Genomic DNA, 26,794 nt, shown 5'->3' on the forward strand with positions numbered 1-26,794 from the left:
TATATTAGTATATCACCCAACCACACCTCCTGTCAATACCTTTTCTAATTTTTTTTACATTTTTTTTAAAATTATGGTTTTTAAGTTAGTGGTTGATATTACATACCTTTGTGGCCGATCGATTAATTTACATTCTATATCTTTTTTAAATGCGCAAAAAAATGCCCTTTCGGACATTTTTCTATTCTTGTTCTTGTTTATACTTTTCGAGTTCAGCTTTATTAGCCCAGACATAATGTCCTGGACGAATCTCTGCCATTTCTGGTTTATCAACAGAATAATCGTGCTGTTCAGGATCGTAGACCTTCAAGACTTTTTTACGCTCTAAGATTGGATCTGGAATTGGAACAGCTGAGAGCAGGGACTGTGTGTAGGGATGGACAGGATGGTTGAACAGCTCCTCTGTCTCTGCCACCTCTACAATGACACCTTTGTAAATCACGGCGATACGATCAGAAATAAAACGAACTACCGAAAGGTCATGGGCAATAAACAGATATGTCAAGCCTAATTCTTTTTGGAATTTTTTCAATAGATTCAGAACCTGAGCCCGAACAGATACATCCAAAGCAGAGATTGGCTCATCTGCAATTACGAAATCTGGTTGCATGACCAGAGCACGAGCAATCCCAATCCGCTGACGCTGTCCACCAGAGAATTCGTGAGGATAGCGAGTTAAATGCTCAGCCAACAAACCAACTTCATTGATGATATTTTTGACTTTTCTTTGACGGTCTTCTTCACTATCAAACAAATGGTAATTATAGAGTCCCTCAGATATGATATAGTCAACCGTTGCACGTTCATTCAGACTGGCAGCCGGGTCTTGGAAAATCATCTGAATCTTGCGAATCAAGTCCGCTTCTTCTGCTTTTGACTTTTTCCCATTAATCTTTTTGCCTTCATAGAAGATATCACCTGCACTGGTATCATTAAGGCCGATGATAGCTCGACCAATAGTAGTCTTACCAGAACCTGATTCTCCTACAAGAGAGAAAGTTTCCCCCTTGTTGATGAAGAAATTTGCGTTTTTTACTGCTACAAATTTCTTACTTCCTTCGCCGAAGGAAATTTCTAAATCTTTAATTTCAACTAATTTTTCAGTCATTTCCTTCCTCCTAAGCTTCTAATTGATTGAAGCCCATTTTCGAACGAATTTTTTCATGTAGGTTTTCGATAATCTCTGGTTTATCAACCTTAGGCGCATCTTCGTGCAGCAACCAAGTCTTAGCCCAATGAGTATCTGAGACCTTGAAAGCCGGTGCTTCTTCTTCAAAGTCAATTGACATGGCATAGTCAGAACGCAATGCAAAGGCATCCCCTTTGATTGGTGAATAAAGTGACGGCGGAGTACCAGGAATCGAGTAAAGCGCACCATTTGCATCTGCCAACTGAGGCAAGCTGGATAGCAAACTCCATGTATAAGGATGTTTTGGCTCATAGAAGATTTCTTCAACTGTACCGTATTCTACAATTTCACCGGCATACATGACCGCAACCTTATCTGCAATACTAGCCACAACACCAAGGTCGTGCGTAATAAAGATGGTTGTGAAATGATATTCTTGCTGCAAGGATTTGAGCAAGTCAATGATCTGCGCTTGAATCGTTACATCGAGGGCCGTTGTCGGCTCATCACAGATAAGAATATCAGGACGACAAGCTAAGGCAATAGCAATAACAATCCGCTGACGCATACCACCTGAGTATTGGAAAGGATATTCTTCGAAACGTTTTTCCGCATCTGGAATCCCAACCTTACTCATGTAATCAATGGCCATTTTTTTAGCTTCTTTAGCTGATTTCCCTTGGTGCTTGATTATGACTTCTGTAATCTGGCTTCCAATCGTATTAATGGGATCCAAGCTCGTCATCGGATCTTGGAAAATAGTCGCAATTTTTGCACCGCGAATTGGCTCCCAATCCTTATTACTACGAAGAGTTGTCAAATCTTTGCCGCGGTAGTCAATAGTTCCTTTGGCCACACGGCCATTTTCTTCTAACATACCAGTAAAGGTCTTGGTCAAGACAGACTTTCCTGAGCCTGATTCACCAACAATAGCCAGCACTTCGCCTTCAATCAAGTCCAATGAGACACCGCGAATGGCGGTTAAGACACGATCGCGAACATCGAATTCCACGACAATATCGCGAGCAGTCAATATTACATTTTCATTCTTTGTCATATTTACTCCTATCTATGTGTACGTGGATCGCTGGCGTCAGCTAAGTTTTGACCAACTACGAAGAAGGTAAGGGACACCAAAATCAGAGTTGTAAGTGGAATCCAAAAGAGGTAGGCATTTGTCGTCACGTTTTGTGAATAATCTGAAATCAAGCGTCCCAAACTCGGCACTGTTACAGGAAGTCCTAATCCAAAGAAGGACAGAAAGGCTTCGTAAGAGATAAAACTTGGCAGCATCTGTGAAGTGGTGGTCACGATAACAGATACCAACTGCGGCATAATGTTCTTCGTAACAATCTTGAGAGTCGGTGTACCAAGGGTACGAGAGGCAAGGTTGTACTCCAAATCCCGATAGCGCATAATCTGCACACGGATAGTGTAGGCAATACCGACCCAACCAGTAATCGTCATGGCAAAAATAAGGTTCCAGAAACCAGCACCGATAGAGTAGGTCAAGACAATAACAATCAAGAGGGCTGGAATATTTGAAATGATATTGTAGATTTCCATCATGACACGGTCAACTGTTTTGGAAATTCCCCAGATACCGCCAATGATAACTCCGATAGCCAGATTAATAACCGTCGCAATAATCGAAATAAGAATAGAGTTACGGGCACCAAACCAAACACCGTCAAAGAGAGACTTACCATTACTATCCGTTCCAAACCAGTATTGAGCACTTGGTTTGATATAACGCATGCTAAAGTCGTTTACCTTGCTCACGTCATTAAAGTCGAAGTTTGAAAACATAGGATAAATGAAGCTCATGAGAATAATGGCAATCAGAATCCCCAGCATGGTAATAGTTGATTTCTTTTTCAGAAATTGACGCATGACTGATTTCCAGTAAGAATAGGCTGGAGCATCAATCGTTTCAGAGGCAAAATCGTCACGTTTGACAAATTGGAATTTGCTTTTATCAATTGTAGCCATTATTTACCTCCTTTTGATGTTAACTTGATACGTGGGTCCAGTACGGTCATCAGAATGTCACCCAGCAAGAGAGCAAAGATAGACAGACATGTGAAAATGAATACAAGACCAACAACCATAGAGTTATTGGATGCCTTAACAGAATCAATCAGCATCTTACCCATACCAGGAAAGGCAAAGACAGTTTCTGTCAGAGTCGCACCTGCAATAACACCAACGATAGAAGCTGGGATACTAGATACCAGCGGCACCATAGCGTTTTTAAAGATGTGCTTGTTAGAAATTTCTTTTTCAGAGAGACCCTTCGCACGTGCAAAGCGGACAAAGTCCTGAGACTGCAGGTCAATCATATAACGACGAATCCAAACAGCTGTCCAAGGAGCACTCAAAAGCCCTAAAATAACAGCTGGAAGGACATAAGAACGCCAATCTCCTGCTCCCAAGATTGGGAAGGAGTCTGGAAGACCAACAGCAGACCCCGCCAAACGAACGATGTAAACCAAGGCGATGGTTGGAAGGGACATCATAAAGGTCAAGCCCGCTGTAGAAATGCTATCAAACCATGTATTCTTGAGTCGAGCCATGTAGGATCCGAGCGGAATAGCAATCAGATAAGACAGAGCCACACCAATCAAACCGATAATGGCTGAGCTGGTAATCATGGATGGATTTTGATAGTTGCTTTGAGTCGCCGTATAAGCATCTCCCTTACCAAACTTAGCAATATCCTGTGAGTCGGCTTTGCTTGGCGTCTTATAGGTACGAGAGTAAATGTTAACAGATGATGTCTTTTTACCTGTTGGGAATTGAACTTCAGAAGACTTAGTTTGTCCTTGTCCCTGTGTAATAACTTGCAGAACAGGGATATTAGCATAGGTCGGATAAGAATTCCCTAAATTAAAGGTAATAAAGTTCTGGTGGACAAATGGAAACTGACCATTAAAGTAAAGCAAATATTTATGCTTGGTACCAGAACCCACAAGAGACCAGCCAACAGAAGGATCATTTTCAAACCGGATATAACGCTCTAGGTTTGGATTCTCCTCATCTTGGATAACATTTGGATGGTCAATTTGAATCAAATTAGCATAGAACTCAAAGACACGTTCATAAACAGGTACTTCACGTACAGCATAGAATTCTCCGCTCAGTGGGAATTTCTGCAATTTCCAGCCATTACCGAGTTTATCAATATACTTCTGATAAATCTTCTCGTTTGCTTCAGTAGCTTCTGTGGTAACAGAAGAATCTTCCTTACTGGCTTTCTCCTGCAGCTCCTTAGTATCATAATAGTCAATGTAACCCATCCGCTCAAAGATGGTGTTTTCATAGTTAGTCTTTTTATCTTTATTTGTCGCTATCTTATTATAGTTAGGATCCTGCTTGAAAATCAACCTTCTTGGCACCATAGTATAGATAATGGCATAAGTCAGGGTCGTCACCAAGAAAATCGACACAATTGAGCGTAAGATACGCATAAAAATATATTTTTTCATTTATCGTTTCCTTTAAATTCCAAAAGAACTTTCTCCTCTATTAGAGAAAGTTCTCTTAGCAAGCTTATTTCACGTGGTCTGCTAATTCTTCTTGAGCTTTTTTATTAGATTCCGCACGTTCTTTATTCCATTTTTCCTGAGCGCTATTATAATCTTTTGTCGTTACAGGCTCATCCTGCAATTTCATGTACTTATAACTTGCTGCTTCACGCGCCTTAGCACCAGACCAAGCAAACGGTGCTGAGAAAGGCACTACCTTAGTCAAGGTTGGACGACCTGTTCTAGAAGTTACCGGAATCAACAAAGCACTATCAGTCAGCCAAGCCTGAGCAGCCGCATATTTTTCATAACGCTTGTTCAAATCTTGCTTTTCTGCACCAGCTTCGTCCACCAGCTTGGTATATTCATCCAAACCAACTTGTTTCGCTGCGGCATTATCTGTGCCATCAAATCCTAAGAAGGTCTTGGTATTTTCACCACCAGGTTTGATGACATCTAGATAAGTAGATGGATCTTGATAGTCCGGAGACCAGCCGACATTATCTGAAATATCCCAGTCCTCTTCAGCAGCAGAAGGAGCAAACAAGGTAATGTTAGTCACTTCATCCTTAGACAATTGGTGAACATCAATCACAACATTATCTGTTCCCAAAGTCTTCTCAATGGATTGCTTGAGGGATTGAACGCGCTGTACTTTAGAAGTAGCTGTTTGATCAACCGGAATGTCCAGATGAATTGGGAATTCCACTCCATCAGCTTTCAAAGCTTCTTTTGCTTTAGCAAATTCAGCCTTTGCTTTGTTCTCGTTATAGAGACCATCTTGGCCATCTGAGAAGTCCACATCTTTCCACTCGTCGCCATAAGTTACTACTTTTTCCTTAACTAGGTCACCGAAGGACTTGTCACCAGCCTGCACAAATGTAGGTGGGATGTAAAGGTTACGAAGAAGTTTGTCTGCTCCGTCCTTACCATTAATCTGAGATGCATAGGACTCACGATTGAAGGCAAAGGTCAAAGCCTGACGGAAGTCCTTGTTAAGCAAGGCTTTCTTAGTTGAAGTTTTTTGAGCTTCTGATGTCTTAGCCGTATGATTATAAGACTGACGATCAATGTTTGTACCTACTAAGAAAGTTGAGGCATCTTGAGGTGTATAGACGATATTATCTTTAAAGTCTTTTTCAACCTTTTCATAAGTCGCACTAGTTGGGAAAAGTCTGGCTGTTGTCAATGCGCCTTGGCTGAACTGCTCAGCAGGTTTTCCTTGATCTTGTCCATCATAGAAAGAGAGTTTCACTGCATCTACGTGAACATTTTCTTTGTCCCAATAATTAGGATTCTTCTCAAATTGAATTTCAGATTTTGAAGTCAATGATTTGAGCAAGAAAGGTCCGTTATAAAGCAAGCTTGTTGGATCAGTTGCTTGAGCGAACTTATCGCCTTGGTTTTTCAAAAAGTCTTTGTTTACTGGGTAGAGAATTCCCATTGTAGTCTTAGAGTTCCAGAAACTTTCTGGCTCATTAAGAGTATACTCAACGGTATGATCATCAACTGCTTTGATTCCTACTTCTGAGAAATCAATCTTCCCAGAAATATAGTCCTTAAGCCCTTTTACAGAATCCTGAACCAAGTAGATTGTTTCAGATTTATTGTCTGCCGCATACTTAAGACCTGTGACAAAGTCTTCTGCTGTCACATCTGCGTACTCTTCACCTTCAGAAGTATACCACTTAGCATCTTTGCGAAGCTTGTATGTATAGGTCTTCCCATCTGGTGATACAGTCCATTCCTCTGCCATTGAAGGAACTAAGTTTCCATATTGGTCGTTTTCTAAAAGACCGTCAATGACATTTGCTGTCAAGTCTGTTGTAGCAGCTTTACTTGAAGTGAGATAGTTCAAGTTTTCAGGATCTGTCTCGTAGATATAATTAAAGGTGTTAGAACTGCCTGATTTTGTGTTTGGCTTAGAGCCTGAGCAAGCTGCAAGAAAGCCAGCCGCAAGAAGAGTAACTCCTGCTAACGCAAGGACTTTGCTTTGTTTCATATGGGTTTCTCCATCTTTTAGATTTTTAGATTTAATTAAGATTATAGCATAGATAGTACTAAAAGTAAAATAAATTTTCAGAATATTAAGTTAGCTCACTGGCACCCTCATATGTTTATGTAATCAGGTTTCCCGCATGTCTGTCATCTAGGATTAGACAACCTTAGTCTCGCCCATTCCGCCTCTAAAATCATCAAAAATCCCACTGTTGCTACAATGGGATTTTCTTGATTTATTTGATATGTTCCGCGAGTTCTTCTTGAGCTTTTTTATTGGATTCTTCCTTTTCTTTTGCCCATTTTTCACTCGCTTTCTCATATTCTTTAGTCGTTATTGGTTTATCTTGGATTTCAACATATTTAAAGCTGTATTCACCCTTGTTTCCAGTCCAAGCAAATGGTCCTGAGAATGGAACAACCTTACGGACACTTGGTGTTGCACCAGATGACCATGCCGGCATTAACAGGGCACTGTCTGTCAGCCAAGCCTGAGCTGCTGCATACTTTTCGTAACGTTTGTTAATGTCCTCGTTTTCTGAAGCAGCGTCTTCCAAGAGCTTGTCATACTCTTCAAAGCCAGCCTCTTTAGCTGCTGCATTATCCGTTCCAGGGTCAAAACCAAAGTAACTGTCAACATTCTCACCAGTCTTAGATCCAGTGATTTCCAGATAAGAAGAAGGATCGTTATAATCTGGACTCCAGCCGAGATTATTATTCAAGTCCCAGTCTTCTTGAGATGCTGAGGTCGCAAAGTAGGTGATGTTATTCAACTCATCATCTGTCATCTGCTGAATATCAATCACCACATTGTCAGAGCCAAGATTAGCTTCGATAGACTGCTTCAGTGACTGAACACCCTTAACGCCATTGGTATCTGCTGAGCTAACTGGAATGTCCAGATGAATTGGGAATTCCACTCCTTCTGCCTGCAGCGCTTCTTTGGCTTTGGCAAATTCTGCCTTGGCTTTTTCTGGATTATAAAGGCCATCCTGAGCGTCGTCTAATTTGACTCCCTTCCACTCATCACCGTAGCTAGCCAGATTTTCTTCTACAATGCTGCCGAACTCTTTGCCATTAGCTTGAACAAAGGTTGGCGGAACAAAGGTATTACGAAGTTGCTTGTCTGCTGCCTCTTCGCCATTGGTTTGTGCAGAATAGGCAGTACGGTCAAAGGCAAAAAGCAGAGCCTGACGGAAATCTTTATTGAGCAGTGCTTTCTTAGTGGAAGATTTCTGTGCATCCGTTGTCTTGGAGGTATGCTCGTAAGACTGACGGTCAATATTAGTTGTAACGACGAAGGTTCCTGAACCTTGAGGAGTGTAGACGATATTGTCGCCGTACTGTTTCTTCACACTGGCAAAGTTGGAGCTATTTGGGAAAAGACGAGCGATGGTATAATTGCCGTCAGAGAAGCCACGCACCAGAGATTCTGTATCTTGACCATCATAGTAAGAGAATTTGACAGTATCAATTTTCACCTTTTCCTTATCCCAATAGTTAGGATTCTTCTCTAAGCTAATTTGAGATTTCGAGGTGATAGATTTCAAGATAAACGGACCGTTATAGAGAACACTGGTTGGATCTGTCCCCTGAGCAAATTTGTCACCCTTTGATTTCAGAAATTCTTCATTGATTGGGAAAAGAATCCCCATGGTTGTCTTAGAATTCCAGAAACTTTCTGGCTGATTCAAAGTATACTGAACAGTAGAATCATCCACCGCCTTAACACCAACTTGGGAGAAGTCAGTTATTTTACCATTAACATAGTCGTCCAAGCCTTTAATGGATTTTTGAACGATATAGAGACCATCAGCCTTGCTGTCTGCAGCATGCTTCAGACTGGTCACAAAATCCTTAGCAGTCACATCTGCATATTCTTCACCATCAGAAGTATACCATTTCACTCCCTTACGAAGCTTATAAGTATAGGTCAGACCATCTTTTGAAACGGTCCAATCTTCTGCTAGAGAAGGCACTAAGTTACCATACTTATCACTTTCCAGCAAACCATCCACTACATTAGCCATAATCTCATTGGTTGCCCGTTTATTGGACACAGTGTAATCCAGCGTATCTGGATCTGCCGTATAAACATAACTATAGTTTTTCCCAGATGAATTGGAGCCGCCAAACGAACAGGCAGCTAAAATTCCTGCAGAGAGAATGACAAGCCCAGCAGCTGCAGCTAACTTAGATGTTTTCATAAACTTCCTCCAGTTTTCATTAAGATTACTTTCATTATAGCACTTCTGCGACAGGATGTAAACGCTTCAATGCAATAGAGAGTCATATAAAAAAAGAGACTGGGACAAAATGTCTCAGTCTCGCTTTATCGTATTCACAAACTTTTGATTCCAAACTGTTTATAAAGAATCAAAAATTCGCGGTTCAGAACCTTATTTAATGTGTTTTTCTAAGTCTTCTTGGGCTTTTTTATTGGATGCTTCCTTTTCTTTTTCCCATTTCTTAAGAGCCGCTTCATAGTCTTTAGCTGTAACAATATCATTTTGGAGCTCCATGTTCTTAAAGACATAGGCATCTCCTTTAATTCCGACATAAGAGTAAGACTTGGTAAATGGCACAACCTTCTGAACGACTGGTGAACCACCACCAGAAACACTAGGAATAACAATGGAGCTATCCGTCAACCAAGCCTGAGCTGCTGCGTACTTGGTGTAACGAGCATCTGTATCTTGTTTTTCTTGATCAGCTTCATCCAGCAAAGCCTTGTATTCATTCAAGCCAACCTTATTTGCCACATCAGCATTTTTCCCTTTTTCTATACCAATATTATCTGCAGCATCACCTGTTTCAGGGTTAAAGATATTCAGATAAGTTGATGGATCTTGGTAGTCTGCTGACCAGCCAGACATGTTGAGATCGTAGTCTTTCTGAGCTGCTGTTTCTGCAAAGTAGGCAGAATTATCAAAGTCATCTGTTGACATTTGCTGAACATCAATAACGACATTTTCTTGGCCAAGCGCTGATTCGACAGACTGTTTGAAGGAGTTCGTCCGTTGTACCAAAACCTTGTCAGACTGATCGACAGGGACGTCAATATGGATTGGGAATTCTACACCTTCAGCTTGCAAGGTTTCTTTTGCCTTGGCAAATTCCGCCTTGGCTTTATCAGCATTGTAGATACTATCCTGAGCATCCGCCAGCTTAATGCCATTCCACTCATCTCCATAAGATGAAAGTTGGCTCTCTACTACATCAGAGAAGTCCTTACCGTCCACCTGCACAAAGCTAGGAGGAACAAGCAAGCTACGGATGAGTTTAGTCGCTCCATCTTTACCATTCATCTGAGCTCCAAAAGATGTCCGGTCAAAGGCAAAGTTAATCGCCTGACGGAAGTCTTTATTTTGAATAGCAGCTGTAGTTGATGCCTTTTGAGCATCTGATGTCTTAGACGAATGATTATAAGTCTTACGATTCAGATTGAAAGCAAAATAGAAACTAGTTGAATTCTGTGGTGTGTAAATAATATTGTCTTTGTACTGCTTTTCTACAGAAGCATAGTTAGAGCTCGTAGGGTAAAGCCGTGCTTGAGAATAAGCCCCGTCTGAGAAGTTGCGGATCAAGGATTCCTGATCCGAACCATCAAAATAAGTCAGTTTTATATTTTCAACCTTGACATTGTCCTTATCCCAATAGTTCTGGTTTTTAGCATATTCAATGACAGACTTAGAAGTGAATGCTTTCAGAACATAAGGTCCGTTATAAAGAATGGAAGAAGGTTTTACGGTACCAAAATCTTTGCCTTGTGACTTCAAGAAATCCTCATTGATGGGGAACAGAATCCCCATGGTCGTCTTAGAGTTCCAGTAGCTTTCTGGCTGGTTGAGCGTGTATTCGACCGTGTGGTCATCAACTGCTTTTACTCCAACTGTTGAGAAGTCTTTAGACTCTCCTTTGACATAGGCATCCAAGCCTTTGATAGAGCTTTGGACGATAGGAAGAGCTTCAGAATTTTCATCTGCCGCGTGCTTCAAACCTGCTACAAAGTCTTGTGCTTTAACCTCTGCATATTCTTCACCATCTGATGTGTACCACTTAGCATCTTTACGAAGCTTATAGGTATAGGTCAAACCATCCTTTGAAACAGTCCAGTCTTCCGCAATAGATGGAACCAAATTGCCGTATTTATCATTTTCTAAAAGGCCGTCCACCAAGTTTGTAATAACATCGGACGTAGTAGCTCGATTTGAATTGACATAGTCCAAAGTATCAGGATCACTCAAATAGACATAAGAATAGGTATTACTGGCACTAGAGCTTCCACAAGCAGCTAAGATTAGTGTTGACACGACTGTCAGTCCAGTAATGGCCAACCATTTAGATTTTTTCATGAGCATTCTCCTTCTCAATTTATATTGTATTATTATACAATATTTTTTTATAAAAACAAATGTTTTATGTAGGAAAATAATAATTTTCTATTTTTCAGCTTGTATATCTGTATTATTTCAAATATTTTTCTATTTTGTGAGTTTTTCCGAAAGATGCTTTTATAAAAAATCTCTTTAAGGGGATTACCCTACTTTTCTCTACATTTATTTTGTAACCTTTTATTATCCTTGATTTATAAAAGAAAAGAGAATTTTATGATACAATGGTTATATCTTGTTTTAGGGGAAAGAAATGAAACGATTATTCCTATGTTTACTAGTTTTGGTCGGAATGACCGCCAGCAAGGTTGCAGCAGATGATTTCAACATTGCCGCTAAGAGTGCAATGGCTGTGGACGCTACTTCTGGAAAGATTCTCTACGAAAAAGATGCTAATACTCCAATTGAAGTCGGCTCTATCACCAATCTTTTGACCATCTATCTGGTCTATGAAGCCATTGACAGAGGAGACCTGACTGCCGATACCTATGTTGATATTTCAGACTATGCTTACAATCTAACATCTAATCCAAATATCAGCAATGTCCCTTTGGAAGCCAAACGTTACAAAGTCAAGGACTTGATTGCCGCGTCCTTGATGTCCAGCTCCAACAGTGCCACGATTGCCTTGGCTGAGAAGGTTGGAGGCAGCGAAGAAAATTTCGTCCAAATGATGAAGGCCAAGCTCAAAGAATGGGGTATCAAAGATGCTACTATTGTGAACTCCACAGGGCTGAATACTCTTCTTCTAGAATACGCAACTGAAGAAACAGAGTATAGCGCCTCAGCTAGCACAGCTAAAAAAAGCAAGGACACTGAAAACAAATTCAGTGCCTACGACTTGGCTGTTATCAGCCGGCATCTGATTATGGACTTCCCTCAAGTGACAGACATCACTTCCAAGTCTACAGCTAAAATCGCAGGGACGAGTCTGGAAAATTATAACTTCATGCTGGAAAACCAGTCCAACTTCCGCTCAGGTGTAGACGGACTTAAAGCCGGCAGTTCGGATAAGGGAGGATCTTCCTTTGTTGCGACGACTACTGAAAATGGTATCCGCATGATTACTGTTGTGCTGGACGTTGAGCAAACTGACGGCGACCCCTACGCACGCTTTGTAGCCACAGCCTCTTTGATGAACTATGTTTCACAAAACTTCACCCAGACGACCATTGTGGCCGAGGGGGAAGCCTACAATAAAAGCCATTCAACAGTTATTGACGGCAAGCAAAAGACCGTTCCAGCCGTCGCCAGCAAGGATTTCACCATCATTGAGCGCATCGCCAATCAGGCTGAGCACAAGGTGGAATTTTCAACCAACGAAAAAGGCTTCCAAGCTCCGCTGAAAAAAAATACTGAGCTTGGCACCCTGACCTATACCGACCCTGAACCGATTGGCCAAGGCTATCTAGAAAACAAAGCACCCTCTGTCACGATGGTGGCCGGCCAAGAGGTAGAAAAAAGCATCTTCTTCAAGGTCTGGTGGAATGACTTTGTCCGCTATGTCAACGAGAAATTATAAAGAAAAGCCGCGAATCAAATGATTCGCGGTTGTTTGTATGGTTTGTAAATGTTGGACTAGAACTAGCAAACATCTTTGAATATTAACTCACAATGCGTGTCTTCAAGCAGTGATTCAAAATTTCACTTAGACGAAGCTTTACCCAACTGATCCTTCCATTTCATAGCTAATCAAGCGGTTAAGCTCAACAGCGTATTCCATAGGCAGTTCTTTGGTGAAAGGCTCGACAAAGCCCATGACAATCATTTCGGTGGCTTCAGATTCGGACAATCCCCGGCTCATGAGATAGTAGAGCTGCTCTTCGGAAATCTTAGAAACCTTGGCCTCATGCTCCAGGGCTACCTGGGAGTTATGGATTTCATTAAAGGGAATGGTATCTGACGCTGAAATATCGTCCATGATAATCGTATCACACTCAATATGGCTGACGGATTTCTGTGAATTCTTTCCAAAGGTCACTTGACCGCGGTAATCCACCTTACCTCCGCCCTTAGCAATAGACTTGGACACGATAGATGAGCTGGTATGAGGAGCATTGTGAATCATCTTAGCTCCTGTATCTTGGTGCTGATTGGTATTAGCAAAGGCAATAGACAACATTGTTCCACGCGCTCCAGGTCCGTCCAGATAGACAGACGGATATTTCATAGTCGTTTTCGCACCAAGGTTCCCGTCAATCCACTCAACCGTCGCATCTTTCATGGCCCTCGCCCGCTTGGTCACGAGGTTGTAGACATTATCAGACCAGTTTTGAATAGTGGTGTAGCGCATATAGGCACCATCGAGGGCAAAAATTTCGACAATTGCCGCATGCAAGCTATTACTGGAATAAGTCGGAGCAGTACATCCCTCAACATAATGGACGCTAGCGCCCTCATCAACGATAATCAAAGTCCGCTCAAACTGACCAGAATTTTCATTGTTAATCCGGAAATAAGTCTGCAAGGGAACATCTACCTTGACACCTTTTGGCACATAGATGAAAGTACCACCAGACCAGACAGCGGAGTTGAGAGCTGCTAGCTTGTTATCTGTTGGAGGGACCAGCTTAGCAAAATACTGCTTGAAAAGCTCTGGGTATTCCTTAAGAGCTGAGTCGGTATCTGTGAAGACGATTCCTAGCTTTTGGAACTCTTCCTTCATATTGTGGTAGACCACCTCGGACTCATACTGGGCAGCCGCACCAGCCAGGTAGGCTCTCTCCGCTTCTGGAATCCCAATCCGCTCAAAGGTTTCCTTGATCTTTTCAGGCACTTCATCCCAGCTTCTAGCTGGCTTATCAGAGGCCTTTTGATAATAAATCAAGTCATCAAAATTAATTTCTGACAGATCTGGCCCCCAAGACTGCATAGGCATCTTCTTGAAAGCCTCGTAGGATTTGAGGCGGTAATCCAGCATCCATTCTGGTTCATCCTTGGCTGCAGAAAGCTCACGAATGACCGCTTCATTCAGCCCTTTTCCTGTCGAGATAACAGGCTCAACATCGTCATGGAAACCAAACTTGTACTCACCGAGATCAATCGGTTTTGGTTCTACTCTTTCTTCTGACATAATTTCCTTTCACATTCTTACTTTTTATCTTCTTCAATTGCTCGCTTGAGGGCATTCCAACCCAAGGTCGCACACTTAATTCGCTGCGGGAATTTGGCAACACCTGCTAAAAAGGCTCCATCTCCCAATTCTTTCTGGCGACTGTCTTCCTGGCCCTGAACCATCTGCGAGAAGACTTCTGCTAATTCCAACGCCTGCTCTTTTGTCTTGCCCAGAACCGCATCCGTCATCATGCTGGCTGAAGCCGTTGAGATGGTACAGCCAGAATTAACAAAGGCAATATCCTCAATCATATCTTCCGCATTAAACTTCACAGACAGGCTGATGACATCACCACAGGTCGGGTTATTGAGGACTACCTGCTCCACATCTTCCAACTTCCCATGATGATGGGGGTGAGCTGAGTGGTCGGTCACAACCGCCTTGTAAAGACTGTCTAACTTAGAAAGCGCCATTGAAAAACTCCTTTGTCTTTTCTAAAGCATCTACCAGCTTGTCGCAATCTGCATAGGTATTATAGATATAAAAGCTAGCCCTCACAGTTGCTGGCAACTGCAGATAGGTGAGCAGGGGCTGGGCACAATGGTGACCCGCCCGAACAGCCACTCCTTCGTAGTCCAGAGCCGTCGCGACATCATGCGGATGAAGACCATCTAGGTTAAAGGCAATCACGCCTGATCGCTGGGCCAAATCCTGAGAGCCATAAATGGTCAAACCTTCCACTGCCTGCAGCTTAGGAAATACGTAGGCAATCAGGTCCTGCTCATGCTGAGCAATGGCATCCATGCCCAAGTCTTCCAAATAATCAACGGCCGCCGCAAGACCGATTGCTCCTGCCATATTCGGCGTTCCGGCCTCAAACTTCCACGGAAGCTCCTTCCAGGTCGCTTCCTGCTCATAGACGAAGTCAATCATCTCGCCGCCGAACTCAACTGGCGACATCTGCTCTAGCAGTTTTTCCTTGCCATAGAGAACCCCAATGCCGGTAGGCCCAGCCATCTTATGCCCCGAAAAGGCGAAGAAGTCCACATCCAAATCCTGCACATCAATCTTCATGTGAGGAATGGATTGAGCCCCATCCACCACCAAAAGTGCTCCTTGCTGATGAACCAGCTGGGCAATCTCCTTGATTGGATTGATGACACCGAGGACATTAGAAGCATGAGCCAGAGAGACAAATTTGGTCCGCTTATTGAGCTTGGTACGGAAATCTTCCATATCCAGAGCACCGTCCTTGAGATAGACATAGACCAACTTGGCTCCAGTCTTCCTACAAGCTTCCTGCCAAGGAATGACATTGGAATGGTGCTCCATGATAGAAATCATCACTTCATCACCAGGCTGCAGCCTTTCAGCCGCAAGCTGAGCCACCCAATTAAGACTCGTCGTGGTCCCTCGTGTAAAGAGAACCTCTCTGCTAGAAGCTGCATTGATAAAAGAACGAACTCTTTCTCTGGCTGCTTCATAGGCTGCCGTTGCCCGCTCAGCTAGCGTATGCACACCGCGGTGGACATTGGCATTGTCTCTAAGATAGTAGTTTTCAATAGCTGCCAGCACCTGCTTGGGTTTCTGGGTTGTCGCCGCATTGTCCAAATAAACCAAAGGTTCATCATTGACAATTTGGTCCAAAATGGGAAAATCTTGCTTGATTGCTTCTGCATTAAATCCAGACATGAAGACTCCTATCTACTTATACGGGGCAAGGCCCAGCTTTTTATCTTTTTGCGAGAATAATATCGATATTCTCAATCATTTCATCACGGACTTCCTTAACAGGGATTTCTACAATCACTGAGCCTAAGAAACCGCGCACGACCAAGCGTTCAGCCGTCGCCTTATCAAGTCCCCGACTCATGAGGTAATACATATCCTCCGGATCAACCTGGCCGATAGAAGCCGCGTGACCAGCTGTCACATCATTCTCATCAATCAAGAGGATTGGATTAGCATCTGAGCGAGCCTGATCAGACAGCATGAGAACCCGGCTTTCCTGCTGGGCATCTGCTCCCTTAGCCCCTTTGATAATATGGCCGATACCATTGAAGGTCAGGGTTCCTTTTTCTAAGATAACCCCGTGCTGCAGGATATTTCCGATAGAGTTGCAGGCATAGTTAGTTACGCGGGTATCAATTCCCTGAACTTGCTTACCGCTGGAAAGAGCCACCACCTTCATATCCGCATGACTGCCCTTGCCATAGAGGTCGCTATCAAAGTCAGCTACGACATTGCCTTCGTTCATAACGCCGATAGCCCAGTCAATCATAGCATCGTTGTCCAGCTTACCGCGACGACTGATATAAGCCGTTACATTTTCGCCCAAGCGATCAATAGCTGAAAATTTAATCTGAGCACCAGCCTGAGCAATGACTTCGACAGTGATATTTGCTGTTACTGGAACAGAGCCCTCACCATAAGTTTCCAAGCGTTCCAAGTAGTTAACCTTGGAATGCTTGCCTGCGATAATCAAAATATGCTTGTTAAAAGGAACATCGCTTTCGCTGTCCTGATAAAAAATTCCTTCAATCGGCTGATCAATCTCAACATTGTCCGGCACATAAAGAACTGCTCCGCTATTGAAATAAGCCGTATGGTAAGCTGCCAACTTATCCTCATCATACTTGACTGCGAACATGAAATGCTTCTCCACCAGCTCTGGAATCTTTTCCAAAGCTGTTTGGAAATCAGTGAAAATCACGCCTTGGGCTGCCAAATCAGCTGGCAATTGCTCCAGAACAGTCTGAGTTCCCAACTGAACAAGCTTGAGATTGTCGTCTAGGGCTGTAAAGTCTGGAACACTTGTCAGCGGCTCACTCTCTGAAATACGGCCGTCTCCCAGATTCCAGCGGTGAAATTTAACCCGCTCAATACGCGGCAATTCTAACTGGTCAATTTTATCAAAGGCCTGCTGGCGCAGTTGAAAGAGCCAGTTCGGCTCTGCATGTAGTTGTGAAAATTCTTGAATTAATTCTTTTGTCATGTCATTCTCCTATCTTTCATCAAAGTCAAAAGAATGTTTGACTAGGCTTCTTCAGTATAGGTGAAGCCCAACTCTTCAGCCAATTTGGCATAGCCTTCTTTCTCCAAGCGGACTGCCAATTCTGGACCGCCAGAAAGAACGACTTTACCATCCATCATGACGTGAACCACATCTGGAGTGATGTAGTTGAGCAAGCGTTGGTAGTGGGTGATAATCATAGCACCAAAGCCTTCACCACGCATAGCATTAACTCCTTTAGAAACGACCTTAAGAGCATCGATATCCAGACCTGAGTCAATCTCATCCAAGAGTGCAAAAGTCGGCTCTAGCATGAGCAACTGCAGGATTTCGTTACGCTTCTTTTCACCACCGGAGAAACCTTCATTAAGGTAACGCTCAGCCATTTCTTCTTTCATGTTGAGCAGTTCCATCTTTTCATCCAGCTTCATGATAAAGTCGCGGACGGAGATTTTTTCCTCGTCTTCTTTGCCAGCATTCATAGCTGCTCGCAAAAATTCGGCATTAGTAATACCAGGAATTTCACTAGGGTACTGCATAGCAAGGAAGAGCCCCATGCGAGCACGCTCGTCTACTTCCAACTCCAAGATATTGACTCCATCAAAAAGCACTTCTCCTTGAGTCACTTCGTAGTTAGGATTGCCCATGATGGCTGCAGACAAGGTGGACTTCCCTGTTCCATTTGGCCCCATAATAGCTGCAACCTCTCCTGTTTTCAGAGTGAGATTCACCCCTTTGAGAATTTTTTTTCCTTCGATTTCAACATGAAGATCTTTGATTTCTAAGACAGACATTTCTTTTTCCTTTCTTTGCTTAGCTGATTTACACACTTTAGTATACCAAAAAAAAGCCCAAAAGGCTTTTATTTTGTTTAGAGCTATTCTTATTTATTCCTCTTTTGACGCCATTTCCGCCGAACTTCCTCTCGGTAGGAGGAATTCCCAATAAAGCGGAGAATATTGAGCAAAGGAGTACGATTAGGCCCCAAAACTCCGACCAACTCAGCAAAGAGCTCAACTCCCAGAAGTAAGCCTATCATCAAGAGCACGCCACCAATTCGACTGGAAACATTCAACAAGAGAGAAATCATGGCAAAGACCAGCGAAATTCCGTAGATAACCAGTACTGTTCCTCGGTGAGTCAATCCCAAGGACAAGAGTCTGTGATGGAGATGGTGCTTGTCAGGCGTGTAGAATTTCTGGCCAGACAGAGTACGGCGGATAATAGCCAGAAAAGTATCCGTAATCGGCACCCCTAAGATAATCATAGGAGTCACCACCGCAACAGCCGTCGCATTTTTCAGGCCTTGCAAGGACAAGACGGCAATCATAAAGCCGATGAAAAGGGCTCCTGTATCACCAAGATAAATGATAGCCGGATGGTAATTGTAAGGGAAAAAACCAGCAATTGACAAAACCAAGACGAAAATTGTCAGGGTCAAAAAGAGATTGTGCTGGGGCAAAAAGAAGTAAGAAACAATCCCCATCGTCACTAGCGAGATGATGGACACCCCACTCACCAGACCATCCAAACCGTCAATTAAATTAACCGCATTGGTGATGGAAATAATCCACACCACTGTCAAAATATAGGATAGCCAAGGCTCAAAATGCAGGAAAGGTCCGCCAAAAGGAAGCTTAAAATCATCCAATCGGAAATCTGTCAGCCACCAGATTAGGCTGGCTGCTAGAACAATTCCCCCCATTTTCAGCATAGGCGACAGCTCTTTGATATCATCGACCAAGCCTGTAAAGGCAATAATCAAACCACCTAGAACGACTGGCCAAACATAATCAAAATAGGTCTGTTCAAAAAAATCTACAGCAACAATCTGCGGCATCAAGAGCAGAGTAGAGATAGAAAAGGCCGCTACAATCGCCAGCCCCCCACTGCTAGGCATGGGCTTTTTATTGATGCGGCGAGCATTGGGATAATCTACCGCACCAATCTTAAAGGCTAAGAGCCGAACCAAGGGTGTCAGAATCACCCCGATAAAAAAAGTTCCCAACAATACCAAGATAAACTTTAAAGGAAAAGTAATCATAGGCATTCAACCTTTTGCAGACCGGAGACAGCATCTGTCACCAAGAGCAGGTGCCCGTGCTCCTGTAGCACTGCCCGAGTAATATCTGAATCATCTGCGAATTCACGCATCTTAGCCAAAAGCCAAGCTGGATAGCGATCTGGGCAGCCTTCAACGTCTACCAAAATCGTCAAATAATAAGCTGAATCATACTTATAAAGCTCTGATAAGTCAATCTTATAGTCCACCGTCTGGGCAAAGGCCGCAGCAGCCTTAATATCTTCAAATCGCAGGATGTAGTAAATGTAACGCTCTGCATTTTCTGCTGACTGCTCATCAGCCGCCTCCGGAGAAAGCTGCTCCCCTTCCTCCGCTTCTGCTGTTTCCAAAGATTGGACTGCTTCTATATCTTCCTTACTCTTTTCAAAAATACTCTTTTCCAGCGTCTTAAGGAATTCATCTGGAGACATATGAGATAGCTCATCCATGTCTGGCAGATCTGCCAAATCCTCAAAACTCAGATTCTTATCCAACTTAGACTTGGTAACAAAAACATCTACCTTATCCGGCTTAGGCGTCACTCGAAAGCTCAGCATACCGCTGTCCAAAAAATTATCCGGCATTTCCAACTCATCTAAGATGGTATAGAAAAACTCTTCTGTCTTTTCTTGGGGGACCAAGAAATCGGCCATTTCCATGCCGCGCTCTTCCAAATCTTCCAGCTGAATCGTGATTTTTATGGTCGAATCACTAATCTGTTTCATTTCCATATCTCTACCTCATACACTTCTAGTCCTACCATTATACTAAAAAATCCCCCGTATTTCAAAAAATAGCTAGTATTGCTCTGAAAACAGCAATTACCAAAAAAAGCTCTCAGAAAATTCCGAGAGCTTATTATTTTACTACATGAGATAGTCAGAGAAACATTAAAATTACCTCTTTTATCCCATCAAGGCTTTGATTGCTGCATAAGCCAGAAGCACGCCGCCTAGGCCGATCCGATATTTCCCAAAAGCCGTAAAGTCATGCTTTTTGACGTAGTCTGTCAGGAAACGAATCACGACTAGACTGACACCGAAGGCCACCCCCATGGAAACTAAGAGCAAGAAGATTTGCCCAAATCCTAGACTGTTCCCATTCTTGATGAACTTGAGAATTTTCCAGCCACTAGCGCCAAACATAATGGGAATCCCCAGATAGAAAGTGAACTCTGTCACAACAGAACGACTGACACCATTTAGGAGACCGCTGACAATGGTAGCACCAGAACGGCTAGTCCCAGGAAAGAGAGCTAGAACCTGAAAGAGACCAATCTGCAAGGCAGTCTTGTAAGAAAGATGTGCCAAATCTGTCACAACAGGCTCCTCATGCTCACGCCTTTCCAGATAGATAAAAGCCGCCCCATAGACAATCAGCATCACTGACACAGAGACCAGATTATAAAAATGCGCTTCAAACCAATCATCCAAGAATAAGCCGATAACAGCAGCCGGCAAGGCTGCCACGACGACCTTGGCCCAAAGCTGCCAGGTCTTTTGTACCTGACGTGCTGACTTGCCCGGTTTAAAAGGGTTTAGCTTGTCAAAATAGATAACGACAACCGCCAAAATAGCTCCCAGCTGGATAACGACATTAAACATTTCCATAAAGGCTGGACTTTGATTCTTAAACTGGATAAAGTCTTGAATCAGAATCAGGTGACCTGTACTGGAAATCGGCAGCCATTCTGTGATTCCTTCAATGATACCGTAAATAATAGAGATAAAAATTTCAATGATAAACATAGAATACTCCTAAAACAAGGGTCTACTCAAGGAAAGTCACAGTTAAATTCCCAAAGAGTATTAGGTCTTATTATATCACAATTTCAAGGCTAGGAAAAGCCAGTATGATAACTTTTCTGGCTAGGAGAGAGCTTGTTTATCAGAAAGCTCCACCGCCTCCGCCGCCTCCGCCGCCAGAGAACCCACCACCTGAACTTCCGCCAGATGAGACAGAGAAATTGCTGGCTGTGGTGGCTACATGGCCGTAGTTTGAGAAACTGTGCATACTGCTATAGAAGGCATAGTGCAGGTTAGCCTGAACATAGCTGTCCATAGATGGATTTTCCAAGTGAATCTGACGCAGAGCCATGACACGGCTGACACGATCTGCATAGCCAAAGAGGGTCGCATAGACCAAGAGACGGTTCCAAAGGATAATACCTTCGATTTCTGTATTGTCCAGATGAGCAATATCTCGCAGCATATTGGAAAAACTTCTCCATAGATAGAAGTCGTGCGCGCCTTTGTCATTCAGGACGCCATCTCGCCAATAAAGCTGTGCCTTACTAGCAAAAATCAAAATCAAGACAAGACTCACCAGCGCCAAAGGAATATAATACCAGATAAAGCCGCCAAAAGAAGCCATATAGATAAAGAAAACAGCGATAGACACTACTAAACCAGCACAAGCCAGAATAATAGCAGTAATCAGCAATCTCTTTTCCTGAACTTTAAGAGGCCGGTAGTGACCAAAGAGACCCAAACGCTTGCCTTCAGAGCGCACTTCTTTAGATAAGGAGCGCAAACTGTTAGTAAATAAGGACTTGATATTACTACCGATGTTACGGATATAGGACTCATCCGCAGAAGACTTGTGCTTATAAATATCTTCTGAAATTTGATAGGCTGAAAAGAGATCTTTCACCCTAGCCTGGGATTGCTTGTTAAAAGCCATGCCCAGAAAACGTCTCTCAAAGTCCGCCAACCCATCATAAGTCGCTATTTGCAGAACAGGATTTTCAGTATCTCCCTGCAGGAGGAGATTGCCCCTATCCAGCAAGTCTAATAAAGTCGCCTGGACCATGTTTTCAAAGTTCAGCACTGCCTTGCCGCCATTCGTCGGATCGACATCCTCCATGTCTACTGCGTAAATATTTTCCGCCAAGACAAGGGGAGCCAAGTCCTGAGGAGCCTCATATAGACGGGCATTCTTGGGATAAGACTGCTTAGGCTTAATCTTCTGAGCAAAGACAAAATAAAGGATAGCCGCTACAAGGATAGCACATAAGAGCAGCAAGGGCATATAAATTTCTCCTAGCTGCCGGTAAAAGACCGTCATGCGGGCAATCTTTTCTTCTTGAGCTTTAAAGGTTGGCAAGTAGTCGCTCTCGTCTTCATTCTGAGACACAAGAGAGACCGCTTGTCGATCCCAATAGCCGTGGAGCTCGACATTATCGCCCGAGCCAATTCCATTGAGTTTGACCAGATAGTCAGTGCCATCCTTATCCACGAAAGGCTGGGTACCAAAGTAGCCACTATGAGCAAAGAGTTCGCTCTTATCTGGATTGCTCAAGCCAGAAACCGTCAAAACGACCTCTCCTATCCCCTGGTCCCAGTCGCTGATAGGAGTCCAGTTGAGCTCAGCAATATCCCTGTGAAGAAAAAGGAGATTTCTCAACTGCCAGGTCACAGTGACTATGACTCGGTCACCATCGTAGCCTGAATTATAGATTTTGACCTCATAACCATCGCCCAAATCTTTGATTTCTGGTCTAAAGTCCACATCAGTCTCACCATTGGTCTGAATCGAGACCGTCGGATTCCCATCAATGGCAAAACCATTGGGCATCTTTCCAGCCGAGCCCAGCGAAACAATCTGACCATTATAGTCGTCATTAAACTTGTAGGTTACTTTTTCTGTATAGGTAGCTGTATTGTCCTCACGCAAGGCCAGATCGCCTTGATAGGATTCAATATCATAGTCAACAGCCGAGACAACCCGACCAAAACAAAGGCAGGAAAATAAAACCAACAGAAGATAAAAATATCGTTTCATACTCAACCTCTCTTTACAGATATTTTGTTCTATTATATCATTTTTATCAAGTAAGGGCTTACTAGGATTGAAAAGAGTAGCAATTTTCGATAGAATAGGAAGAACTATTATTAGATAAGCAGGAGAATCCCATGAAGAAATTATTACTCACTTTATTTACAGCCCTCCTGGTCACCTTAGGAACGGTCCATGTTATTCAGGCCGATGACTACCTGAGAATCGGTATGGAGGCAGCCTACGCTCCCTTCAACTGGACTCAGGATGATGATTCCAACGGTGCTGTAAAAATCGAAGGCACCAACCAATATGCCAACGGATACGATGTGCAGATTGCCAAAAAAATCGCTCAAGAGATGGGCAAGGAACCTCTGGTTGTCAAGACTTCTTGGAATGGATTGATTCCTGCTCTGACCTCCGGCAAAATTGACATGATTATTGCAGGTATGAGCCCGACTGCCGAGCGGAAAAAAGAAATCGCCTTTTCCAACAGTTACTACACCAGCGAGCCAGTTCTCCTAGTTCGTAAAGATGGAAAATATGCATCCGCTAAGACTCTAGAAGACTTCAAAGACGCCAAAATCACTTCCCAGCAAGGAGTTTACCTCTACAATCTCATTGACCAACTGTCTGGTGCCAAAAAAGAGACAGCTATGGGCGATTTTGCCCAGATGCGACAAGCCTTGGAATCCGGGGTTATTGATGGCTATATCTCTGAGCGGCCAGAAGCCTTGACTGCTGAGACTGCCAACTCCAACTTCAAAATGATTCAATTTGAGAAAGGCTTTGAAGTCGGTGAAGAAGATGCTTCCATTGCCATTGGTATGCGCAAGGATGACAATCGTATCGAGCAAGCCAATGCAGCAATCGCTAAGATTACTACCAATGATCAAGTCAAGCTGATGGATGAGATGATTCAGAAACAGCCTGTTGATACGGATAGTGAAACAACGAATGAATCATTCTTCAGTCAAGTGGCTAAGATCCTGGCTGAAAACTGGCCGCAATTTTTACGCGGAGCTGGTTTGACCTTGCTTATTTCGATAACAGGAACCATCGCAGGTCTCATCATCGGACTGCTGATTGGCGTTTATCGGACAGCACCAGCTTCTAAGAATAAACTCCTAGCATCACTGCAAAAAATCTTTGGCTGGTTCTTAAATGTCTATATTGAGATTTTCCGCGGAACTCCCATGATTGTTCAGTCCATGGTTATCTACTACGGAACAGCTCAGGCATTCGGAATTTCTATCGACCGAACTATCGCTGCTATTTTCATCGTCTCCATCAATACCGGAGCTTATATGAGCGAGATTGTCCGCGGTGGTATCTTTGCTGTTGATAAAGGGCAATTTGAAGCCGCAACAGCACTGGGTATGACTCATGGCCAGACCATGCGCAAGATTGTTCTGCCTCAGGTCGTTCGCAATATTCTGCCTGCAACTGGTAACGAATTTGTCATCAATATCAAGGATACATCCGTGTTGAACGTTATCTCGGTAGTTGAGCTTTATTTCTCTGGAAATACTATCGCTACCCAGACTTACCAGTACTTCCAAACCTTTACTATCATCGCTGTAATCTACTTTGTCCTGACATTCAGCGTGACACGCATCCTGCGCTATGTTGAAAAACGCTTTGACACAGACAACTACACGACAGGTGCCAATCAAATGCAGACAGGAGAAGTGAAATCATGACAGAAACCATTTTAGAAATTAAAAACCTCAAAAAGTCCTACGGTGAAAACGAAGTCCTCAAGGACATCTCCCTCACAGTTCATCAAGGAGAAGTGATTTCCATCATCGGCAGCTCTGGCAGCGGAAAGTCAACCTTCCTGCGCTCTATTAATCTTTTGGAGACACCAACTGGCGGTCAGATTTTCTATCGCGGCAAGAATGTCCTGGCAGAGAACTATGACCTGACCCATTATCGTGAAAAGCTGGGCATGGTCTTTCAGTCTTTCAATCTCTTTGAAAATCTTAATGTCCTGGAAAATACCATCGTCGCTCAGACAACAGTTCTGAAAAAAGAACGGTCAGAAGCCGAAAAAATTGCCAAAGAAAACCTCAACAAGGTTGGAATGGGCGAGCAATACTGGCAGGCCAAGCCTAAGCAACTCTCAGGCGGTCAGAAGCAGCGAGTCGCTATTGCCCGCGCCCTCTCCATGAATCCTGATGCTATCCTCTTTGACGAGCCAACTTCAGCCCTCGACCCTGAAATGGTTGGTGAAGTTCTGAAAATCATGAAAGAACTGGCTCAGGAAGGGCTGACTATGATAGTCGTAACCCACGAGATGGAATTTGCCCGTGATGTCTCCAGCCGTGTCATCTTTATGGATAAGGGCGTCATTGCTGAAGCTGGCAGCCCGCAGGATATCTTCACCAATCCCAAAGAAGAAAGAACCAAAGAATTCTTGCAACGCTTCCTCAGCTAAATTACTTCTATTTTCAAAAATAAAAAAGAATCTGGAACTAAATCCAGATTCCTTTTTTTATTTAATGAGCAATATCAGTTGCACGATTTTGAAGTTTAGTCTTCAAATTTTTCATGGTTTTTGTCGTAGAAATCAATCAAGCCAAGAGCTGTTTCAAAAGAGATATTTTTCACTTTTGCACGTCCTTGAGCAAGAGCAATGATAGACATTTCACGTGCATTTGTTTCTTTACTAATACGGTAACCAGTGATCTTCTTATCACGTACCCAACTAACAACAGATTCTACTTTCTCGAAATTAGATTTAGCCATTTCTTACTCCTCTCTATTCTAGCTACATCAACTACTATAATTGTTTTTATACAGTTTGTCAACTTAAACAAACCAAATTCGAACAAATTAAATAATTCTGAATTTTCTTTACTTAGCTTTGAGGGCTGAAAGTATCTGAGTCCGAATACTTTCGACTCCTTCTGGATTTGCTGGAAGGAAGATGGTATTATTACCCGAACTATCTGCAAAATTATTCAGCGTATCCAGGTACTGGTTGGTCAAAAGAATAGACATAATCTGCTCTTCTGTCAACTCAATATTGGCCCCCTTCAATTCCTTGATCGAGTCTGCCAAACCATCCACAATGGCCTTACGCTGCTCGGCAATACCAACCCCATGCAGGCGGTCTTTCTCAGCTTCTGCAGAGGCAGCTGTCACAATCTTAATCTTATCTGCTTCAGCCAATTCCTGAGCAGCCACGCGCTTACGCTGCGCCGCATTGATTTCGTTCATAGACTGTTTAACTTCAGCATCAGGCTCAACCTTGGTAATCAAGGTTTTAACAATAATGTAACCATAGGTCGACATTTCTTCTGCCACTTGCTTTTGGACTTCTAGGGCAATTTCGTCCTTCTTTTCAAAGAGCTCATCCAAGGTCAGTTTTGGAACGGAGGAACGAAGGGCATCTTCGATATAGGACTTAATCTGTGCTTCAGGACGCATAAGCTTGTAATAAGCGTCAATCACGTTGTTTTCATTTACACGATACTGAGTCGCAACATTCATGGTTACAAACACATTATCCTGTGTCTTAGTCTCAACGATAATCTCGCTCTGCAGCAAACGCAGCTGAACGCGAGCCGCTATCTTGTCAATCCCTAAAGGAAGACGGAAATTGATACCGCTGCTGCTGGTTTTGTGATAGCGTCCAAAACGCTCAATGATTGCCACAGATTGCTGACGAACCACATAGACTGCACTAAGCATCAAGAATACAAAGATTATAATCAATATGATAAAGAAAAATGGAATAAAAAACATGTTCAAGCCTCCTTGATTCACTATACTATATTCTAACATATTTAATTTGCAGTTTCAAACGAAAGCATACAAATTAGGCTAAAATA

Annotated in this window: 21 protein-coding genes; 3 read left to right on the forward strand and 18 right to left on the reverse strand. The window is 43.0% G+C overall.

The window, feature by feature from the left end; translation table 11 throughout:
• Window positions 1-181: 181 nt before the first annotated feature.
• From RWS24_RS07270 to RWS24_RS07300, 7 genes are all read right to left on the reverse strand, one after another.
• Entirely contained in the window at window positions 182-1,108 is a 927-nt protein-coding gene (locus RWS24_RS07270) for an ATP-binding cassette domain-containing protein (RefSeq protein ID WP_002916385.1), read from the reverse strand.
• Window positions 1,109-1,118: 10 nt separating this feature from the next.
• The gene (locus RWS24_RS07275) at window positions 1,119-2,186 is read right to left on the reverse strand and encodes an ABC transporter ATP-binding protein (protein WP_002901221.1); all 1,068 of its coding nucleotides are present in this window, start codon (window positions 2,184-2,186) and stop codon (window positions 1,119-1,121) included.
• 8 nt (window positions 2,187-2,194) lie between these two features.
• Window positions 2,195-3,121, reverse strand: a complete 927-nt coding sequence (oppC, locus tag RWS24_RS07280; RefSeq protein WP_002898857.1) for an oligopeptide ABC transporter permease OppC — start codon at window positions 3,119-3,121, stop codon at window positions 2,195-2,197.
• A complete protein-coding gene (locus RWS24_RS07285) occupies window positions 3,121-4,617 on the reverse strand; it encodes an ABC transporter permease (protein ID WP_002902452.1) in 1,497 nt (498 codons plus the stop codon). Before RWS24_RS07285 ends, oppC begins: the two co-directional genes overlap by 1 nt.
• Window positions 4,618-4,681: 64 nt before the next feature.
• Entirely contained in the window at window positions 4,682-6,658 is a 1,977-nt protein-coding gene (locus RWS24_RS07290; RefSeq protein WP_314366408.1) for a peptide ABC transporter substrate-binding protein, read from the reverse strand.
• 232 nt (window positions 6,659-6,890) lie between these two features.
• Complete coding sequence (locus tag RWS24_RS07295; RefSeq protein WP_314366410.1) at window positions 6,891-8,861, reverse strand: peptide ABC transporter substrate-binding protein; 1,971 nt, start codon at window positions 8,859-8,861, stop codon at window positions 6,891-6,893.
• A gap of 192 nt (window positions 8,862-9,053) precedes the next feature.
• A complete protein-coding gene (locus RWS24_RS07300) occupies window positions 9,054-11,009 on the reverse strand; it encodes a peptide ABC transporter substrate-binding protein (RefSeq protein WP_032912388.1) in 1,956 nt (651 codons plus the stop codon).
• A 292-nt stretch (window positions 11,010-11,301) separates the two neighbouring features.
• Between RWS24_RS07300 and pbp3 the strand changes: the two genes are divergently transcribed.
• Window positions 11,302-12,570 (forward strand): D-alanyl-D-alanine carboxypeptidase PBP3, encoded by a 1,269-nt coding sequence (gene pbp3, locus RWS24_RS07305; protein ID WP_314366411.1) that lies wholly within the window; start codon window positions 11,302-11,304, stop codon window positions 12,568-12,570.
• Between the two features lie 138 nt (window positions 12,571-12,708).
• On the opposite strand, the gene sufB is transcribed toward pbp3, so the two are convergent.
• From sufB to RWS24_RS07350, 9 genes are all read right to left on the reverse strand, one after another.
• Entirely contained in the window at window positions 12,709-14,121 is a 1,413-nt protein-coding gene (gene sufB / locus RWS24_RS07310) for a Fe-S cluster assembly protein SufB (protein WP_314366413.1), read from the reverse strand.
• A 17-nt stretch (window positions 14,122-14,138) separates the two neighbouring features.
• A complete protein-coding gene (gene sufU, locus RWS24_RS07315; protein ID WP_002893632.1) occupies window positions 14,139-14,576 on the reverse strand; it encodes a Fe-S cluster assembly sulfur transfer protein SufU in 438 nt (145 codons plus the stop codon).
• Complete coding sequence (locus RWS24_RS07320) at window positions 14,563-15,795, reverse strand: cysteine desulfurase (protein WP_314366415.1); 1,233 nt, start codon at window positions 15,793-15,795, stop codon at window positions 14,563-14,565. Before RWS24_RS07320 ends, sufU begins: the two co-directional genes overlap by 14 nt.
• Before the next feature lie 40 nt (window positions 15,796-15,835).
• Entirely contained in the window at window positions 15,836-17,098 is a 1,263-nt protein-coding gene (gene sufD / locus RWS24_RS07325) for a Fe-S cluster assembly protein SufD (protein WP_314366417.1), read from the reverse strand.
• 41 nt (window positions 17,099-17,139) lie between these two features.
• A complete protein-coding gene (gene sufC / locus RWS24_RS07330; RefSeq protein WP_002893635.1) occupies window positions 17,140-17,910 on the reverse strand; it encodes a Fe-S cluster assembly ATPase SufC in 771 nt (256 codons plus the stop codon).
• A gap of 89 nt (window positions 17,911-17,999) precedes the next feature.
• Window positions 18,000-19,166, reverse strand: coding sequence for an MraY family glycosyltransferase (locus tag RWS24_RS07335; protein WP_314366420.1), 1,167 nt, complete (start codon window positions 19,164-19,166; stop codon window positions 18,000-18,002).
• Entirely contained in the window at window positions 19,157-19,909 is a 753-nt protein-coding gene (gene mecA, locus RWS24_RS07340) for an adaptor protein MecA (RefSeq protein ID WP_314366422.1), read from the reverse strand. Before mecA ends, RWS24_RS07335 begins: the two co-directional genes overlap by 10 nt.
• A gap of 174 nt (window positions 19,910-20,083) precedes the next feature.
• The gene (locus tag RWS24_RS07345) at window positions 20,084-20,926 is read right to left on the reverse strand and encodes an undecaprenyl-diphosphate phosphatase (RefSeq protein ID WP_314366423.1); all 843 of its coding nucleotides are present in this window, start codon (window positions 20,924-20,926) and stop codon (window positions 20,084-20,086) included.
• Window positions 20,927-21,065: 139 nt separating this feature from the next.
• On the reverse strand, window positions 21,066-22,961 hold the full coding sequence (locus tag RWS24_RS07350; RefSeq protein WP_314366425.1) for a DUF2207 domain-containing protein: 1,896 nt from the start codon (window positions 22,959-22,961) through the stop codon (window positions 21,066-21,068).
• A gap of 131 nt (window positions 22,962-23,092) precedes the next feature.
• Here RWS24_RS07350 and RWS24_RS07355 point away from each other — a divergent pair, with 131 nt between their 5' ends.
• Window positions 23,093-24,658, forward strand: coding sequence for an ABC transporter substrate-binding protein/permease (locus tag RWS24_RS07355; protein WP_002920160.1), 1,566 nt, complete (start codon window positions 23,093-23,095; stop codon window positions 24,656-24,658).
• Window positions 24,655-25,395: an amino acid ABC transporter ATP-binding protein gene (locus RWS24_RS07360; protein ID WP_314366427.1), complete on the forward strand. Its 741-nt coding sequence runs from the start codon at window positions 24,655-24,657 to the stop codon at window positions 25,393-25,395. Before RWS24_RS07355 ends, RWS24_RS07360 begins: the two co-directional genes overlap by 4 nt.
• Window positions 25,396-25,490: 95 nt before the next feature.
• On the opposite strand, the gene RWS24_RS07365 is transcribed toward RWS24_RS07360, so the two are convergent.
• A complete protein-coding gene (locus RWS24_RS07365) occupies window positions 25,491-25,706 on the reverse strand; it encodes a hypothetical protein (protein ID WP_002893653.1) in 216 nt (71 codons plus the stop codon).
• 108 nt (window positions 25,707-25,814) lie between these two features.
• Window positions 25,815-26,747, reverse strand: a complete 933-nt coding sequence (locus RWS24_RS07370) for an SPFH domain-containing protein (RefSeq protein ID WP_314366430.1) — start codon at window positions 26,745-26,747, stop codon at window positions 25,815-25,817.
• Window positions 26,748-26,794 lie beyond the last annotated feature (47 nt).

Source organism: uncultured Streptococcus sp., from assembly GCF_963528215.1.
In the GTDB taxonomy this organism is placed as follows: domain Bacteria; phylum Bacillota; class Bacilli; order Lactobacillales; family Streptococcaceae; genus Streptococcus.

What these genes read in the sequence shown, in the direction of transcription:
- RWS24_RS07270 (WP_002916385.1), bottom strand. Translation starts at nt 1,108, where the DNA reads ATGACTGAAAAATTAGTTGAAATTAAAGATTTAGAAATTTCCTTCGGC.
- RWS24_RS07275 (WP_002901221.1), bottom strand. Translation starts at nt 2,186, where the DNA reads ATGACAAAGAATGAAAATGTAATATTGACTGCTCGCGATATTGTCGTG.
- oppC (WP_002898857.1), bottom strand. Translation starts at nt 3,121, where the DNA reads ATGGCTACAATTGATAAAAGCAAATTCCAATTTGTCAAACGTGACGAT.
- RWS24_RS07285 (WP_002902452.1), bottom strand. Translation starts at nt 4,617, where the DNA reads ATGAAAAAATATATTTTTATGCGTATCTTACGCTCAATTGTGTCGATT.
- RWS24_RS07290 (WP_314366408.1), bottom strand. Translation starts at nt 6,658, where the DNA reads ATGAAACAAAGCAAAGTCCTTGCGTTAGCAGGAGTTACTCTTCTTGCG.
- RWS24_RS07295 (WP_314366410.1), bottom strand. Translation starts at nt 8,861, where the DNA reads ATGAAAACATCTAAGTTAGCTGCAGCTGCTGGGCTTGTCATTCTCTCT.
- RWS24_RS07300 (WP_032912388.1), bottom strand. Translation starts at nt 11,009, where the DNA reads ATGAAAAAATCTAAATGGTTGGCCATTACTGGACTGACAGTCGTGTCA.
- pbp3 (WP_314366411.1), top strand. Translation starts at nt 11,302, where the DNA reads ATGAAACGATTATTCCTATGTTTACTAGTTTTGGTCGGAATGACCGCC.
- sufB (WP_314366413.1), bottom strand. Translation starts at nt 14,121, where the DNA reads ATGTCAGAAGAAAGAGTAGAACCAAAACCGATTGATCTCGGTGAGTAC.
- sufU (WP_002893632.1), bottom strand. Translation starts at nt 14,576, where the DNA reads ATGGCGCTTTCTAAGTTAGACAGTCTTTACAAGGCGGTTGTGACCGAC.
- RWS24_RS07320 (WP_314366415.1), bottom strand. Translation starts at nt 15,795, where the DNA reads ATGTCTGGATTTAATGCAGAAGCAATCAAGCAAGATTTTCCCATTTTG.
- sufD (WP_314366417.1), bottom strand. Translation starts at nt 17,098, where the DNA reads ATGACAAAAGAATTAATTCAAGAATTTTCACAACTACATGCAGAGCCG.
- sufC (WP_002893635.1), bottom strand. Translation starts at nt 17,910, where the DNA reads ATGTCTGTCTTAGAAATCAAAGATCTTCATGTTGAAATCGAAGGAAAA.
- RWS24_RS07335 (WP_314366420.1), bottom strand. Translation starts at nt 19,166, where the DNA reads ATGCCTATGATTACTTTTCCTTTAAAGTTTATCTTGGTATTGTTGGGA.
- mecA (WP_314366422.1), bottom strand. Translation starts at nt 19,909, where the DNA reads ATGGAAATGAAACAGATTAGTGATTCGACCATAAAAATCACGATTCAG.
- RWS24_RS07345 (WP_314366423.1), bottom strand. Translation starts at nt 20,926, where the DNA reads ATGTTTATCATTGAAATTTTTATCTCTATTATTTACGGTATCATTGAA.
- RWS24_RS07350 (WP_314366425.1), bottom strand. Translation starts at nt 22,961, where the DNA reads ATGAAACGATATTTTTATCTTCTGTTGGTTTTATTTTCCTGCCTTTGT.
- RWS24_RS07355 (WP_002920160.1), top strand. Translation starts at nt 23,093, where the DNA reads ATGAAGAAATTATTACTCACTTTATTTACAGCCCTCCTGGTCACCTTA.
- RWS24_RS07360 (WP_314366427.1), top strand. Translation starts at nt 24,655, where the DNA reads ATGACAGAAACCATTTTAGAAATTAAAAACCTCAAAAAGTCCTACGGT.
- RWS24_RS07365 (WP_002893653.1), bottom strand. Translation starts at nt 25,706, where the DNA reads ATGGCTAAATCTAATTTCGAGAAAGTAGAATCTGTTGTTAGTTGGGTA.
- RWS24_RS07370 (WP_314366430.1), bottom strand. Translation starts at nt 26,747, where the DNA reads ATGTTAGAATATAGTATAGTGAATCAAGGAGGCTTGAACATGTTTTTT.